21 protein-coding genes are annotated in these 13,093 nt (G+C 45.7%); 11 read left to right on the top strand and 10 right to left on the bottom strand.

Translation table 11 applies throughout. The features are described from left to right. Positions 1–21: 21 nt before the first annotated feature. The 9 genes from G434_RS03290 to G434_RS03250 all read right to left on the bottom strand — a co-directional run bounded on the left by G434_RS03290 (position 22) and on the right by G434_RS03250 (position 5,067). Entirely contained in the window at positions 22–213 is a 192-nt protein-coding gene (locus tag G434_RS03290; RefSeq protein WP_001513180.1) for a DUF1382 family protein, read from the bottom strand. Further along, entirely contained in the window at positions 186–368 is a 183-nt protein-coding gene (locus G434_RS03285; protein WP_000149534.1) for a DUF1317 domain-containing protein, read from the bottom strand. Before G434_RS03285 ends, G434_RS03290 begins: the two co-directional genes overlap by 28 nt. After that, positions 365–1,045 carry a lambda exonuclease family protein gene (locus G434_RS03280; RefSeq protein ID WP_001532806.1) on the bottom strand — a complete coding sequence of 227 codons (681 nt, stop codon included), beginning with the start codon at positions 1,043–1,045 and terminating at the stop codon, positions 365–367. The genes G434_RS03285 and G434_RS03280 overlap by 4 nt, the downstream gene beginning before the upstream one ends. Beyond that, positions 1,042–1,827, bottom strand: a complete 786-nt coding sequence (gene bet, locus G434_RS03275; RefSeq protein WP_000100847.1) for a phage recombination protein Bet — start codon at positions 1,825–1,827, stop codon at positions 1,042–1,044. Before bet ends, G434_RS03280 begins: the two co-directional genes overlap by 4 nt. 5 nt (positions 1,828–1,832) lie before the next feature. Then, positions 1,833–2,129, bottom strand: a complete 297-nt coding sequence (locus G434_RS03270; protein WP_000995439.1) for a host-nuclease inhibitor Gam family protein — start codon at positions 2,127–2,129, stop codon at positions 1,833–1,835. A 75-nt stretch (positions 2,130–2,204) separates the two neighbouring features. Continuing rightward, on the bottom strand, positions 2,205–2,411 hold the full coding sequence (locus tag G434_RS03265; RefSeq protein ID WP_000233582.1) for a phage encoded cell division inhibitor protein: 207 nt from the start codon (positions 2,409–2,411) through the stop codon (positions 2,205–2,207). 482 nt (positions 2,412–2,893) lie between these two features. Next, complete coding sequence (locus G434_RS03260) at positions 2,894–3,826, bottom strand: hypothetical protein (RefSeq protein WP_001288169.1); 933 nt, start codon at positions 3,824–3,826, stop codon at positions 2,894–2,896. After that, positions 3,823–4,296, bottom strand: coding sequence for a DUF6932 family protein (locus G434_RS03255; protein ID WP_000414677.1), 474 nt, complete (start codon positions 4,294–4,296; stop codon positions 3,823–3,825). Before G434_RS03255 ends, G434_RS03260 begins: the two co-directional genes overlap by 4 nt. 81 nt (positions 4,297–4,377) lie before the next feature. Beyond that, positions 4,378–5,067 (bottom strand): S24 family peptidase, encoded by a 690-nt coding sequence (locus tag G434_RS03250; protein WP_000858975.1) that lies wholly within the window; start codon positions 5,065–5,067, stop codon positions 4,378–4,380. Positions 5,068–5,171: 104 nt separating this feature from the next. On the opposite strand from G434_RS03250, the gene G434_RS03245 reads away from it, so the two are divergent. The 5 genes from G434_RS03245 (at position 5,172) to G434_RS03225 (ending at position 8,024) form a co-directional block, all read left to right on the top strand. Beyond that, on the top strand, positions 5,172–5,402 hold the full coding sequence (locus G434_RS03245) for a transcriptional regulator (RefSeq protein WP_001067458.1): 231 nt from the start codon (positions 5,172–5,174) through the stop codon (positions 5,400–5,402). A 69-nt stretch (positions 5,403–5,471) separates the two neighbouring features. Continuing rightward, positions 5,472–6,011, top strand: coding sequence for a toxin YdaT domain-containing protein (locus G434_RS03240; RefSeq protein WP_001182772.1), 540 nt, complete (start codon positions 5,472–5,474; stop codon positions 6,009–6,011). Then, a complete protein-coding gene (locus tag G434_RS03235) occupies positions 6,008–7,027 on the top strand; it encodes a replication protein (protein ID WP_000147900.1) in 1,020 nt (339 codons plus the stop codon). The genes G434_RS03240 and G434_RS03235 overlap by 4 nt, the downstream gene beginning before the upstream one ends. Further along, positions 7,024–7,725, top strand: a complete 702-nt coding sequence (locus G434_RS03230; RefSeq protein ID WP_000788915.1) for a replication protein P — start codon at positions 7,024–7,026, stop codon at positions 7,723–7,725. Before G434_RS03235 ends, G434_RS03230 begins: the two co-directional genes overlap by 4 nt. Continuing rightward, a complete protein-coding gene (locus G434_RS03225) occupies positions 7,722–8,024 on the top strand; it encodes a protein ren (RefSeq protein WP_000145913.1) in 303 nt (100 codons plus the stop codon). Before G434_RS03230 ends, G434_RS03225 begins: the two co-directional genes overlap by 4 nt. A 248-nt stretch (positions 8,025–8,272) precedes the next feature. On the opposite strand, the gene G434_RS03220 is transcribed toward G434_RS03225, so the two are convergent. Further along, positions 8,273–9,775: an SNIPE associated domain-containing protein gene (locus tag G434_RS03220; protein WP_000195116.1), complete on the bottom strand. Its 1,503-nt coding sequence runs from the start codon at positions 9,773–9,775 to the stop codon at positions 8,273–8,275. 812 nt (positions 9,776–10,587) lie between these two features. Here G434_RS03220 and G434_RS03215 point away from each other — a divergent pair. The 6 genes from G434_RS03215 to G434_RS03195 all read left to right on the top strand — a co-directional run bounded on the left by G434_RS03215 (position 10,588) and on the right by G434_RS03195 (position 13,044). Then, positions 10,588–11,196, top strand: a complete 609-nt coding sequence (locus G434_RS03215; protein ID WP_000211451.1) for a P22AR C-terminal domain-containing protein — start codon at positions 10,588–10,590, stop codon at positions 11,194–11,196. Positions 11,197–11,431: 235 nt separating this feature from the next. Next, entirely contained in the window at positions 11,432–11,941 is a 510-nt protein-coding gene (locus tag G434_RS30850) for a hypothetical protein (RefSeq protein WP_000990010.1), read from the top strand. A gap of 96 nt (positions 11,942–12,037) precedes the next feature. Then, the gene (locus G434_RS29380) at positions 12,038–12,139 is read left to right on the top strand and encodes a hypothetical protein (protein ID WP_001309322.1); all 102 of its coding nucleotides are present in this window, start codon (positions 12,038–12,040) and stop codon (positions 12,137–12,139) included. Next, the gene (ybcN, locus tag G434_RS03205) at positions 12,136–12,591 is read left to right on the top strand and encodes a DNA base-flipping protein YbcN (RefSeq protein WP_001053016.1); all 456 of its coding nucleotides are present in this window, start codon (positions 12,136–12,138) and stop codon (positions 12,589–12,591) included. Before G434_RS29380 ends, ybcN begins: the two co-directional genes overlap by 4 nt. Beyond that, positions 12,591–12,761, top strand: coding sequence for a NinE family protein (locus tag G434_RS03200; RefSeq protein ID WP_000224914.1), 171 nt, complete (start codon positions 12,591–12,593; stop codon positions 12,759–12,761). The genes ybcN and G434_RS03200 overlap by 1 nt, the downstream gene beginning before the upstream one ends. Further along, positions 12,754–13,044 carry a DUF1364 domain-containing protein gene (locus G434_RS03195; protein ID WP_000774491.1) on the top strand — a complete coding sequence of 97 codons (291 nt, stop codon included), beginning with the start codon at positions 12,754–12,756 and terminating at the stop codon, positions 13,042–13,044. The genes G434_RS03200 and G434_RS03195 overlap by 8 nt, the downstream gene beginning before the upstream one ends. The last annotated feature ends 49 nt before the right edge of the window (positions 13,045–13,093 follow it).

The raw sequence follows: 13,093 nt of genomic DNA on the forward strand, positions 1-13,093 counted from the left end.
GAAAAATGCATTCCGTGGCTGTCATACCGGGTCTCTCTCATCTGCTTCTGCTTTCGCCACCATCATTTCCAGCTTTTGTGAAAGGGATGCGGCTAACGTATGAAATTCTTCGTCTGTTTCTGCTGGTATTGGCACAAACCTGACTCCAATTTGAGCAAGGCTATGTGCCATCTCAATGCTCGTTCTTAACTCAACAGGAGATGCTTTGTGCATACCGCCTCCCGTTTATTATTTATCTTCTCAGCCAGCCGCTGTGCTTTCAGGGGATTTCTGATAACAGAAAGGCCGGGAAATACCCAGCCTCGCTTTGTAATGGAGTAGACGAAAGTGATCGCGCCTACCCGGATATTATCGTGAGGATGCGTCATCGCCATTGCTCCCCAAATACAAAACCAATTTCAGCCAGTGCCTCGTCCATTTTTTCGATGAACTCCGGCACCATCTCGTCAAAACTCGCCATGTAATTTTCATCCCGCTCAACCACGACATAATGCAGTCCTTCACGCTTCATACGCGGGTCATAGTTGGCAAAGTACCAGGCATCTTTTCGTGTCACCCACATGCTGTACTGCACCTGGGCCATGTAAGCCGACTTTATGGCCTCGAAACCACCGAGCCGGAACTTCATGAAATCCCGGGAGGTAAACGGGCATTTCAGTTCAAGGCCGTTGCCGTCACTGCATAAACCATCGGGAGAGCAGGCGGTGCGCATACTTTCGTCGCGATAGATGATCGGGGATTCAGTAACATTCACGCCGGAAGTGAACTCAAACAGGGCTCTGGCGTCGTTCTCGTACTGTTTTCCCCAGGCCAGCGCCTTAGCATTAACTTCCGGAGCCACACCGGTGCAAACCTCAGCCAGCAGGGTGTGGAAGTAGGACATTTTCATGTCAGGCCACTTCTTTCCTGAGCGGGGCTTTGCTATCACGTTGTGAACTTGTGAAGCGGTGATGACGCCGAGCCGTAATTTGTGCCATGCATCATCCCCCTGTTCGACAGCTCTCACGTCGATCCCGGTACGCTGCAGGATAATGTCCGGTGTCATGCTGCCACCTTCTGCTCAGTGGCTTTCTGTTTCAGGAATCCAAGAGCTTTCACTGCTTCGGCCTGTGTCAGTTCTGACGATGCACGAATGTCGCGGCGAAATATCTGGGAACAGAGCGGCAATAAGTCGTCATCCCATGTTTTATCCAGGGCGATCAGCAGAGTGTTAATCTCCTGCATGGTTTCATCGTTAACCGGAGTGATGTCGCGTTCCGGCTGACGTTCTGCAGTGTATGCGGTATTTTCGACAATGCGCTCGGCTTCATCCTTGTCATAGATACCAGCAAATCCGAAGGCCAGACGGGCACACTGAATCATGGCTTTATGACGTAACATCCGTTTGGGATGCGACTGCCACGGCCCGGTGATTTCTCTGCCTTCGCGAGTTTTGAATGGTTCGCGGCGGCATTCATCCATCCATTCGGTAACGCAGATCGGATGATTACGGTCCTTGCGGTAAATCCGGCATGTACAGGATTCATTGTCCTGCTCAAAGTCCATGCCATCAAACTGCTGGTTTTCATTGATGATGCGGGACCAGCCATCAACGCCCACCACCGGAACGATGCCATTCTGCTTATCAGGAAAGGCGTAAATTTCTTTCGTCCACGGATTAAGGCCGTACTGGTTGGCGACGATCAATAATGCGATGAACTGCGCATCGCTGGCATCACCTTTAAATGCCGTCTGGCGAAGAGTGGTGATCAGTTCCTGTGGGTCGACAGAATCCATGCCGACACGTTCAGCCAGCTTCCCTGCCAGCGTTGCGAGTGCTGTACTCATCCGTTTTATACCTCTGAATCAATATCAACCTGGTGGTGAGCAATGGTTTCAACCATGTACCGGATGTGTTCTGCCATGCGCTCCTGAAACTCAACATCGTCATCAAACGCACGGGTAATGGCTTTTTTGCTGGCCCCGTGGCGTTGCAAATGATCGATGCATAGCGATTCAAACAGGTGCTGGGGCAGGCCTTTTTCCATGTCGTCTGCCAGTTCTGCCTCTTTCTCTTCACGGGCGATCTGCTGGTAGTGACGCGCCCAGCTCTGAGCCTCAAGACGATCCTGAATGTAATAAGCGTTCATGGCTGAACTCCTGAAAATGGCTGTGAAAAAATCGCCCGCGGAATGCCAGGCTGATTCGGAAAACAGGAAAGGGGATTAGTGATTCAGACCGTTGCCGCGTCCGTCGAGAAAAACTTCCACGAGCAAGTCACGGGTATAAGTGCGCTCAATGCCGCGATGCAGATAAAGTCGTCCGCGTAAATTAGCTGATGCAGTCCAGGTACCATCTTTGCGTTTGACCAGCATTCCTGGCATGACCGCACCGCGATTAACGGTCTGCGTTCCGTAATGTTGATGAACCATAAAAACTCCTGCCCGTAAGCTGGGCTGCTGAACATATAAAGACTTCTGCGCGTATTCAGGCGGTGGATGGCCGCCGGTTGTCATAACTAAGCCGCCTCGTTGAAGCGACTAAGGTATGAAATGTTGAGTTGATTTCAGCTGGTCACACCGACGTTCACGCGTCCGTTTCATCCCTCGCACTCCCCGAAGCCTGCTGAAATTCAAGCTGCGGATCTAAGCGGTCATCGCAACGGTGAATCAGGTAGTTGCCGTATCGTTGTGTTGTTGCGATGAACTTATTTAAAACTATAGTTGTTTTATCGTCAACAACAAAAGTTGTTTTATTGGTTGTTTTAGATATAACTGGTTGTATTTAGGATGGATTTATTTTGTGACTTGAATCGCATAGCGATAACTGAAGCGAGGTTATGGTGGTTTTTTTAACGGTGTGTGTGATGAGGGGAGGGCAAAAGAAAACCCGGCACGGTGGCCGGGTAGCATCACTATTCGATTTTTTTAACCATGTAGTTACGTCGTGATGTTCCTAATCTTTCATTGTGAATCTCAGAAACGCTTACTACGAGCGATATTCGTTCACCAACTTTATATTTACTTTGAATTTCTCCTAACATATCAATCGGATAAGAAGCCTTTATTTTTCCAAGCTCGCTTGCAATCTCCAATTTCCCGTACATGGATAAAATAGCAAGTTCGCCTGATATATGCTCATCCGGTAGCTGAATGACCTTCGTTAAAGCTAAGCGAGCATTCAGTTTTTTTATATCTTCTGAAGAAATTGACACTTGTCTGGTACCATCACTTAAAGGTCCAATCCAAGTAAGATCAAAGTTAAGACTATATTTTTCGCACTCATTTATGATGTTTTTTAGGTTAGCTGTTGATTGCGAACCAATTTCGGCAATTTTAGCCGTGAATGTTTCTTCATCAATGGATGAGAGTAGTGCAAAAATCTCCTTAACAGCATGACTGGATACTGTTTCGATGAGCTCGCAAGAACCAGTAGAAAAAGTAACACCTAACTTCGTCGAACCTGGACGCAAGTCTGCCAATCTCATGTCTAATGATTTTTTAACATCAATCGGCACACGACTAGAATCTTTCCCAGATCCAAGTCGGTAAACTGCTTTCTGTACAAGGGATGCGAGATTACCTGAAATTACAGATAGAATATCTAACGGAATAGACCCGAAATCGACCAAAACACCTTTTAATCTCAACTCCATGAAATCACGTAAAGGATGTTGGTTATCGATTGCACGTTGTCTCTCTCGGAGATCGCTCAGATGGGAGTCAAGTGATCTAAATATAATGTCATCAGCAAATGATCTCCCCTTATTTTGAGCAAGCAGATCCACATCGCGTTGAATGAACGCAATTCGCTCCTTGAGGGAGTTGAATGTTTTTTCTTCGCTCATAACATTACCCTCACGAGGCCTTTAGGATTCTCCTTCCGATCAAAACCAAACCACCCTCTCCAGTAACTTCGCCTTTCACTATAATCGATTTCTGGATGATTTTCAGGCAGCAAAAGAACGTCAATGCTGTAGTTTTCTTTAATAAAATCTCTATTTAACAATGAGCTGACCAATGGCATCAGCGTGTTTGGCAAAGAGTTTAGGGCCAAATAATCGACGACCACGAGTATATCTATGTCATCAGGTTCAGGTTTCTCTGTAGTGAATGAACCATCGATCCACACTTCAGAGAAACATAGACACTGCTGATTAACAAGTTTAAATTGCTCAATAAGCTGTATAAAATTACAGTATAGCATACTTCTTCTAACGGATTTTGGGAAGGTGTCGACACAAAGAGACTTGATGCCATCACTATCCATATCATGAAATCCTGCTGTAAGAAGAGGTGGGAAGCTAGGCTTTTCCATCCTAAGTCCTTGTTTATGCCATATAGTGTTCTATTTAATATTCTTGAAAAGAGTGTGCCTTAAAAAGCTACAGGCTAATTATTAACCATGCTTCCTGTACGTCTGCGGCATGCTCCCAATAACCTTACCGAAGATGAACACCCGGTTCATCTCGTCTTTCTCGATCGGGTCCCACGGTGAGTAGCTTTTGTTATCAGAGATGACCAGCAGCTTATCCTTCATCATTTGCAGGCGCTTTACATGGGCTGTGTCGTCGTACAGAAACGCATAGATACCATCACCGTCGAAAGATTTAACTGTGATATCAACGAACAGCAGATCACCTGGTTCGATCGTTCCTGACATGCTGTCACCACGCACGTTAATGATGCGGATATTTTCCGCCTTCCTACCATCGAACATGTGACGAGCATCGTCAAACGAGTACTCAACCGAGCGTAGAACTTCTACAAACTCACGGTTGATGACTCCCGGCCCAGCACTGACTTCTATATCAAGAACGTCAATCTTGAAGTATTTGGAATGGCTGACAGTTGATTGTATTGGTTGCACTGTACTGTCTGACATATTTCCAACGCCAGAAGATAACCATTCTGCGCGCACACCCAAAGCGTTCGCGATCTCCACGATTTTAGTTGTTTGATTAGCTTTCCCTGTTTCGATTTTCTGAATAGCAGCCTGGCTAACCCCGACCAAATCCCCAAGCGCCTTTTGTGTAAGGCCTCGCGCTAATCTGGCTTCTTTAAGTCTTTCTGAGAGTGTTGTTTTCATAGTCCAAATGTACAACCAAGGTTTTATTCCATCAAACGAAAATGGTTGTTGACTAAAAACAACCATAGTTTTAATCTTGATTCAAATTAACCACGGAGGTTGTTATGAACCCAGCTATCAAAACAGCGATCAATATCGTTGGTTCACAAAAGAAACTGGGCGCTGCTTGCGAAGTTTCACAGCAGGCCGTCTATAAGTGGCTTCACAACAAAGCAAAGGTATCCCCTGAACATGTCGGCAGCATTGTTACGGCTACTGGTGGAGTAGTGAAGGCATACCAGATTCGCCCGGATCTTCCGAAGTTGTTTCCACACACCGAAAAGAACGCAGCTTAAATTTCCATTTCACGCTCTTTAACAATAAGCAATCAACTTAACAGTCAATTCAAACTAAAGGAGTCAATTATGCAACCACTTCCATACCAACAGACTAGCGGATTTAGCCCGACTGCGGTGATAAATCGTTCTCAAACAAAACAGGTGCCAGGCCACGAAAAAATCCGTGATGCCGTCCGCGCCTGGTCGGCTGTAGATAATCAGGATGTCGTTGCCACACTCATTGTGAATGAGTATCGGGAGCAGGGCGGCGGCACCATCGATTTCCCTGATGATGTCAGCCGTGCACGCCAGAAGCTGTTCCGCTTCCTCGATAACAAATTCGATTCTGAAAAATACCGAAATAACGTGCGTGAACTGACCCCGGCAATTCTGGCGGTACTACCGCTGGAATATCGCGGTTACCTGGTTGAGCAGGATAGCTTCATGGCTAGGTTGGCTGAAATGGAAAAGGAACTCAGTGAGGCAAAACAGGCTGTCATTCTCAACGCACCACGCCACCAGAAACTGAAGGAAATTAGTGAAGGTATTGTATCGATGTTTCGTGTGGACCCAGATCTGGCTGGTCCATTGATGGCGATGGTTACTACCATGCTGGGGGCGATATGACAGGTTCAGAAATGGCGAAAGCCGGTCTGCTGGAACAGAACCGACTTTCAGGTGCAAATCGTAACACACTCATTGCGGGAGGAATTATGGCAAACACTGCTGAGATATTCAATTTTCCAGTGCCGGATGCGGCACAAAAGGAGCCGCGCGTGGCAGATCTCGATGATGGTTATACGCGCATTGCAAATGAGTTGCTGGAAGCTGTGATGCTGGCCGGATTAACACAGCACCAGCTTCTGGTCTTCCTGGCTGTCATGCGCAAAACATATGGCTTTAATAAAAAACTGGATTGGGTGAGCAACGAGCAACTTTCCGAATTGACCGGGATATTGCCGCACAAGTGTTCTGCTGCAAAAAGCGTTCTGGTAAAGCGTGGGATTCTTATTCAGAGCGGGCGGAATATCGGCATTAATAATGTGGTCAGTGAATGGTCAACATTACCCGAATCAGGTAAGAAAAATAAAGTTTACCTGAAAGAGGTAAATTTACCTGAATCAGGTAAGAAAAGTTTACCCAAATCAGGTAAAGGCGTTTACCCGAATCAGGTAAACACAAAAGACAAACTAACAAAAGACAATATAAAACCTTTTTCGTCCGAGAATTCTGGCGAATCCTCTGACCAGCCAGAAAACGATCTTCCTGTGGTGAAACCGGATGCTGCAATTCAGAGCGGCAGCAAGTGGGGGACAGCAGAAGACCTGACCGCCGCAGAGTGGATGTTTGACATGGTGAAGACTATCGCACCATCAGCCAGAAAACCGAATTTTGCTGGGTGGGCTAACGATATCCGCCTGATGCGTGAACGTGACGGACGTAACCACCGCGACATGTGCGTGCTGTTCCGCTGGGCCTGCCAGGACAACTTCTGGTCCGGTAACGTGCTGAGTCCGGCCAAACTCCGCGACAAGTGGACCCAGCTCGAAATCAACCGGAACAAGCAACAGGCTGGCGTGACAGTCGGCAAACCAAAACTCGACCTGACAAACACTGACTGGATTTACGGGGTGGATCTATGAAAAACATCGCCGCACAGATGGTTAACTTTGACCGTGAGCAGATGCGTCGGATCGCCAACAACATGCCGGAACAGTATGACGAAAAGCCACAGGTACAGCAGGTAGCGCAGATCATCAACGGTGTGTTCAGCCAGTTACTGGCAACTTTCCCGGCGAGCCTGGCTAATCGTGAGCAGAACGAACTGAACGAAATCCGCCGCCAGTGGGTTCTGGCTTTCCGGGAAAACGGGATCACCACGATGGAACAGGTTAACGCAGGAATGCGCGTAGCCCGTCGGCAGAATCGACCATTCCTGCCATCCCCCGGACAGTTTGTAGCCTGGTGCCGGGAAGAAGCATCCGTTATTGCCGGACTACCAAACACCAGCGAGCTGGTTGATATGGTTTACGAGTATTGCCGGAAGCGTGGCCTGTATCCGGATGCAGAGTCTTATCCGTGGAAATCAAACGCGCACTACTGGCTGGTTACCAACCTGTATCAGAACATGCGGGCCAATGCGCTTACTGATGCGGAATTACGGCGCAAGGCTGCCGATGAACTGACTTGTATGACCGCGCGAATTAACCGTGGTGAGGCGATACCTGAACCAGTAAAACAACTTCCTGTCATGGGCGGTAGACCTCTAAATCGTGCACAGGCTCTGGCGAAGATCGCAGAAATCAAAGCGAAGTTCGGACTGAAAGGAGCAACTGTATGACGGGCAAAGAGGCAATTATTCATTACCTGGGGACGCATAAGAGCTTCTGTGCGCAGGACGTTGCTGCGGTAACAGGCGCAACAGTAACCAGTATAAATCAGGCTGCGGCTAAAATGGCACGGGCAGGAATCTTGGTCGTTGATGGTAAGGTCTGGCGAACGGTGTATTACCGGTTCGCTACCAGGGAAGAACGGGAAGGAAAGGTGAGCACGAATCTGATTTTCAAGGAGTGTCGCCAGAGTGCCGCGATGAAACGAGTGTTGGCAGTGTATGGAGATATGAACTTAAACTTGCTGTGACGGTTTTCATCGGTAACACACCATGTAATCTAGCAGTCAGCTTAGAAATAGGAGCGGCAGTTAAAGATTTTTCAGTTAGTAGAAAATTACTGTTATTGCAGGGATCTAATCACCGGAGAGTCGTTCCATTTGTCTTATGATTACCTGAAGTCCGTTAGTTCGTTGGTAATCACCGTTTTTGTTAGAGAAGTAAGCATCGCTGACAAAATATTCTCAACGATGCCTGCTTTATTGCTACTACAAATTAATTAAATTGCATCTGCAAACTCTGGGGTTTTTCGCTCAGGTATAATTGATGAGTTGCTGTTGTCACTTTTTTTATTTTCATGATTACGAATAGCCAATGACTCATTAAAGTCTTTTGCGACTGCTGTCTCAATAAATTCAATTTCTGAATCAGAGTGTTTTTTAACAGCTTCTTTGATCTCATCCAGAGTAACATAGAAAAACTCTTTTCTACGATTTACAAGATTGACTCTCTTTTTATCGAAGACATCATGTAGTTTTTTTTCTAATGATGGAGCGTCCTCCGAATAAATCATGGCATGTACATCAAAAATAAAAGGAACAGATGCATCACCGAGCTCATTTACACGGTCTTGCGGATCAAGACGTCGTGTCATGCCTATTTTATAAACATTCTCCCCAAAAGAACCTATGTTCGAAATAATATAAACATGACCTTGTTTGGTTTGTTGTGCCATGGATAATGCTCTTTGATGCTTTGATTCAGCCTGCGACAAACTCTGTTCTAGTTCGGCAATGCGATTTTCGAGGCGCTGCTTCATGTCACCAGTAACTTTTTCCATTTCCTTTCTTGCAGCTTCAATTGCTTTTTTATAACGGCGCTCTTCTGCCTCTGCGTCTTGCATGGCCTTTTCTATTTCTCGTTGTGCACGCTCCTCCTCTCTCATTTGTGCCCTTATTTCTGCCTGTTCTTCTTTTTCTTTCTGTTTTTGCTCACGATATTCATGGGTAAGCCACAATTCCTCAAGTTTTTTATTGAGGTATTTAGTGTTTATATATATGTGATTTTGCTCGTTTAGTTTATTTATGGCCTCAAATGCCTTTGTGATGCGTTCTTCCATTTTAGTGATGTTTTTCCACGTGCAATTGCTAATTGCAGCATCACATTCATTATTAAATGCTCTAGTAGTTAGCCTGATATTTCTGTCTGTCATTTTTTTACCCTCTGCTCGAGAGCCTTCAACAGTCCATTGGGTTGTACAATATACTGCGCCAGAGTGGGTTTTATCCCGCAGCATTAATTTCTGTTCATCCCTGATGGATTTTATTTTGTTTTTAAATTGCTCTGAATCTTCAAAATTAAAATGAGGTTCGTAAAATCCTAGTTCGGCTAGCTCAACATCTTCTGAATAAATAGAAATTTGCCTTACTAGTTTATCATATATTTCTTTCTTCTCTTTATAAGTTCTTCTTAGCTCTTGGATTTGTTTATTGATACCATCCATTTTTTCAATGGTGTTTGTTAGTTCATTATTGGCATTTTCTTTTACTTTTAGGGATTCTTCTTTTATTATGGAGCATTCTTGCTCTGTTTTCTCAATAAGCTTCTTACATTCTTCTTCTACATTAAAATAATCTGCAAAGCGAGATTTGTATTCTTCATTTTTTTGATTGCTATCACTTAATTCTAATTGTATTTTTTTGATGCGTTTGATTGCAGCTATATAAAGAACAAGAACAACCAATAAAAATATGATTGCAAGTAATAGAGGAGTTTGAGTCATTCGTGCTATTCCTTACGGACAATTTAAGACGTTTTGTATTAAATCCTGTTCAATGTGTATGCGGGTGATTGCTACCGCTTACAATCTTCATAATTATCAGTTAGATAGACTCGCTAGTAAATAATTTCATTTTTTGCAATATTCTTATTGAATATTTCAATTTATGAAATGAACTCTTTATCCTTTCAAGGTGAAAGGTTTCTTCTTCGGAAATATTTGCTCTCGTGTGACGTATAAAGACCTTTGATTTTCAAAAATCAGTAGGGAATAATATAGTTACTGTCGGCCTGAACACCCGGTGGTGGGGTTGCGCTAAACGGGGACGTTTATGCGCACACACAATCCAAACTCTCATCTCCATTCACAGATGCAGAAATGCACCTACGATTTTTTACATTCGGTGTTTTACTTCGACAGCCAGAATTGGGAGTCTCTATTCGTCTGGCGGCTAAAGGTGATATGGAAATCGTTATGTTTTGGCCTGAGGTAGTTGTAACTGTTGTAGCAGCTATGGATGTGATCATCATGGTGTCCATTTACTGGGGTTGACGACATGATTTATCCGGCGCTATATTCTGTGCGTTGCCGCAAAATCGGCACACGGGATTGGCGTCCCGGGATACTACTCAACGCATACCGCGTTAAGCGGTTTTTTTGTGCGCTAAGCACGGCTATGCCCAAATTATGGTGGGCTGTGTGAGGGCTTCTTCGGAAGCGCCGGGTTTGAGTAGCCGGTTACGCCAACCTTACACAGTTCACCACCAGTCGATTGGCGTCGTTGGTGGTGATGGTTAACCTGATGAGGTGATACTATGACTACTCAATTAGCATTCCACAAAACGACGTTTACCCCGATTTGCCACAATAACAGAATTTGGCTTACTGCCACTGAAGTTGGTTTAGCACTGGAATATGCGGACGATAAAGCAGTTCAGCGCATTTACTCTCGGCACTCAGATGAATTCACAGATATGATGACAAGGGTGGTCAAAGTGACCACCCCTCGTGGAATGCAGGAGTCTCGAGTATTTAGCCTTCGCGGAGCCCATTTGATCGCCATGTTTGCTCGTACTCCTGTGGCCAAAGAATTCCGCCGCTGGGTTCTGGATATTCTCGATCGAGAAGTTCAACAATCCCCAATCACAAAACAATTCACTGATAACGAACTTTGCACACTCGCCTGGTTATGGCGAGCAAGTGATACGATGTTAACCGCCTGCCAGAACGTTACGCCCCTTCTTCAGGTCGCAGAGCATCGCGAAGCAGGTAGATTCACTTCAATCGAACAAGAATATCCTCGGATACTCAACAGGGCGCGAGAAATCCTTGCCAGAGAAACGGCGCATGTAAAATTCCAACCGTGGCAGGATGATAAGTGGAGTCGTGTGTTACCATATTTCCGTCAGAATCTGTTGCAATAAAGTCACTAGTTAGAAATACTGCCAGCATTCTGCGATGACGGAAGTGCTGGCATTTTTTTTGGTAATGTGCGAGTCCATTTCATAAAATACGGGTACTGGAACTGGACGATATAATCTAAAAGATACCATTATCAGTAGCATTAAAATCGCTATGTGCCGATACGGATATAAATTATATTGATTGTTCACATACCTTATTGGATATTACTGAGGGGTGTTTATATAAGGTGTAACGATGATGTGGAACTTTGACAGTGCCGACTTAAGTGCAATAGCAGCAGGCATTTCTGCGTTTGGCACATTAGCCGCAGCGGGGTCGGCGCTTGCAAGTTGGTGCACGTCAAAAAAAGCGCTGCAGCTACAAAATAGAGTTTACCTTTATGAGTCTTTAAAGGCTTGCGCTGAGAGAGCCAATTCATCAGCTAAAGATAAGCGCGGATCTGAATGGAGCGTTAATGATGCAGCGGATATCATCAGGTGCCTAGTACGGGCGATGGAGCTCATCAAGCAGGATAGCCAGCAGAAAGAAGGTAATCAGGCATTAATGTTGAAACAGTACTTTGTTAATCTGCTAATAATGGAACTGTACGAGGAAGTTCATAACGGTGATGCGGCTGATTCTGTTTTTAAAAGTACGGAACCTACACAAGTACTTGATAACTTATGGAGCAAATGGCAGGAGGCTATAGCTTTTTTTGATATTTGGAATTACCCAGTTGCGACTGAGGAAGACTTGGCAGACTAATTTTCAGCACATTTGATTTCCAATAATCAACCAGCCATAATCATGCCATTGGAGCTTGAACAACTCCGGTGACTTCTGCGCTAAACGGGGACGTTTATGCGCACATACAATCCAAACTCTCTTCTCCCTTCACAGATGCAGAGATGCACCTGCGATTTTTTGCATCCAGCGTTTGACCTCTGCGGAGGTGAAGCGTGAACCTCCCACAAGACGGCATCAAATTGCATCGTGGTAACTTCACCGCTATCGGCCAGCAGATCCAGCCTTATCTGGAGGAAGGCAAATGCTTTCGCATGGTGCTTAAACCGTGGCGTGAGAAACGCAGTCTTTCCCAGAATGCACTCAGCCACATGTGGTACAGCGAAATCAGTGAATACCTCATCAGCAGGGGTAAAACGTTCGCCACTCCAGCTTGGGTAAAAGATGCTCTCAAACACACATATCTCGGTTATGAAACCAAAGACCTGGTTGATGTCGTAACCGGTGAGATCACCACTATCCAGTCGTTACGCCATACCTCCGATCTTGATACCGGAGAGATGTATATCTTCCTGTGTAAGGTTGAAGCCTGGGCGGTGAATATTGGCTGCCACCTGACTATTCCGCAGAGCTGCGAGTTCCAGCTGCTGCGCGACAAGCAGGAGGCGTAATGGCTACACCGCTTATTCGTGTCATGAACGGACACATCTACAGAGTACCAAATCGTCGTAAGCGTAAACCTGAGCTGAAGCCATCCGAAATACCAACACTGCTCGGATATACCGCCAGCTTGGTTGATAAAAAATGGTTGCGACTGGCAGCAAGGAGGAATCATGGCTGATTTGAGAAAAGCAGCGCGTGGTCGGGAATGCCAGGTAAGAATCCCTGGCGTATGTAATGGCAATTCTGAGACGTCTGTACTGGCACATATCCGGCTGGCTGGATTGTGCGGTACCGGTATCAAACCGCCAGACCTGATTGCCACCATTGCATGTTCTGCCTGCCACGACGAAATCGACCGCCGCACGCATTTTGTTGACGCTGGATATGCAAAAGAATGCGCGCTGGAAGGTATGGCGAGAACGCAGGTTATCTGGCTGAAAGAGAGGGTAATTAAGGCGTGAATACTTACCACATCACACTACCCTGGCCTCCGAGCAATAATCGCTATTA

Source organism: Escherichia sp. KTE172 (assembly GCF_000408845.1).
GTDB classification, from domain to species: Bacteria; Pseudomonadota; Gammaproteobacteria; order Enterobacterales; family Enterobacteriaceae; genus Escherichia; species Escherichia coli.

Bases quoted from the DNA above. Each gene is read 5' to 3' on its own strand.
- G434_RS03290 (WP_001513180.1), bottom strand. From the start codon at position 213: ATGCACAAAGCATCTCCTGTTGAGTTAAGAACGAGCATTGAGATGGCA.
- G434_RS03285 (WP_000149534.1), bottom strand. From the start codon at position 368: ATGACGCATCCTCACGATAATATCCGGGTAGGCGCGATCACTTTCGTC.
- G434_RS03280 (WP_001532806.1), bottom strand. From the start codon at position 1,045: ATGACACCGGACATTATCCTGCAGCGTACCGGGATCGACGTGAGAGCT.
- bet (WP_000100847.1), bottom strand. From the start codon at position 1,827: ATGAGTACAGCACTCGCAACGCTGGCAGGGAAGCTGGCTGAACGTGTC.
- G434_RS03270 (WP_000995439.1), bottom strand. From the start codon at position 2,129: ATGAACGCTTATTACATTCAGGATCGTCTTGAGGCTCAGAGCTGGGCG.
- G434_RS03265 (WP_000233582.1), bottom strand. From the start codon at position 2,411: ATGGTTCATCAACATTACGGAACGCAGACCGTTAATCGCGGTGCGGTC.
- G434_RS03260 (WP_001288169.1), bottom strand. From the start codon at position 3,826: ATGAGCGAAGAAAAAACATTCAACTCCCTCAAGGAGCGAATTGCGTTC.
- G434_RS03255 (WP_000414677.1), bottom strand. From the start codon at position 4,296: ATGGAAAAGCCTAGCTTCCCACCTCTTCTTACAGCAGGATTTCATGAT.
- G434_RS03250 (WP_000858975.1), bottom strand. From the start codon at position 5,067: ATGAAAACAACACTCTCAGAAAGACTTAAAGAAGCCAGATTAGCGCGA.
- G434_RS03245 (WP_001067458.1), top strand. From the start codon at position 5,172: ATGAACCCAGCTATCAAAACAGCGATCAATATCGTTGGTTCACAAAAG.
- G434_RS03240 (WP_001182772.1), top strand. From the start codon at position 5,472: ATGCAACCACTTCCATACCAACAGACTAGCGGATTTAGCCCGACTGCG.
- G434_RS03235 (WP_000147900.1), top strand. From the start codon at position 6,008: ATGACAGGTTCAGAAATGGCGAAAGCCGGTCTGCTGGAACAGAACCGA.
- G434_RS03230 (WP_000788915.1), top strand. From the start codon at position 7,024: ATGAAAAACATCGCCGCACAGATGGTTAACTTTGACCGTGAGCAGATG.
- G434_RS03225 (WP_000145913.1), top strand. From the start codon at position 7,722: ATGACGGGCAAAGAGGCAATTATTCATTACCTGGGGACGCATAAGAGC.
- G434_RS03220 (WP_000195116.1), bottom strand. From the start codon at position 9,775: ATGACTCAAACTCCTCTATTACTTGCAATCATATTTTTATTGGTTGTT.
- G434_RS03215 (WP_000211451.1), top strand. From the start codon at position 10,588: ATGACTACTCAATTAGCATTCCACAAAACGACGTTTACCCCGATTTGC.
- G434_RS30850 (WP_000990010.1), top strand. From the start codon at position 11,432: ATGATGTGGAACTTTGACAGTGCCGACTTAAGTGCAATAGCAGCAGGC.
- G434_RS29380 (WP_001309322.1), top strand. From the start codon at position 12,038: ATGCGCACATACAATCCAAACTCTCTTCTCCCTTCACAGATGCAGAGA.
- G434_RS03200 (WP_000224914.1), top strand. From the start codon at position 12,591: ATGGCTACACCGCTTATTCGTGTCATGAACGGACACATCTACAGAGTA.
- G434_RS03195 (WP_000774491.1), top strand. From the start codon at position 12,754: ATGGCTGATTTGAGAAAAGCAGCGCGTGGTCGGGAATGCCAGGTAAGA.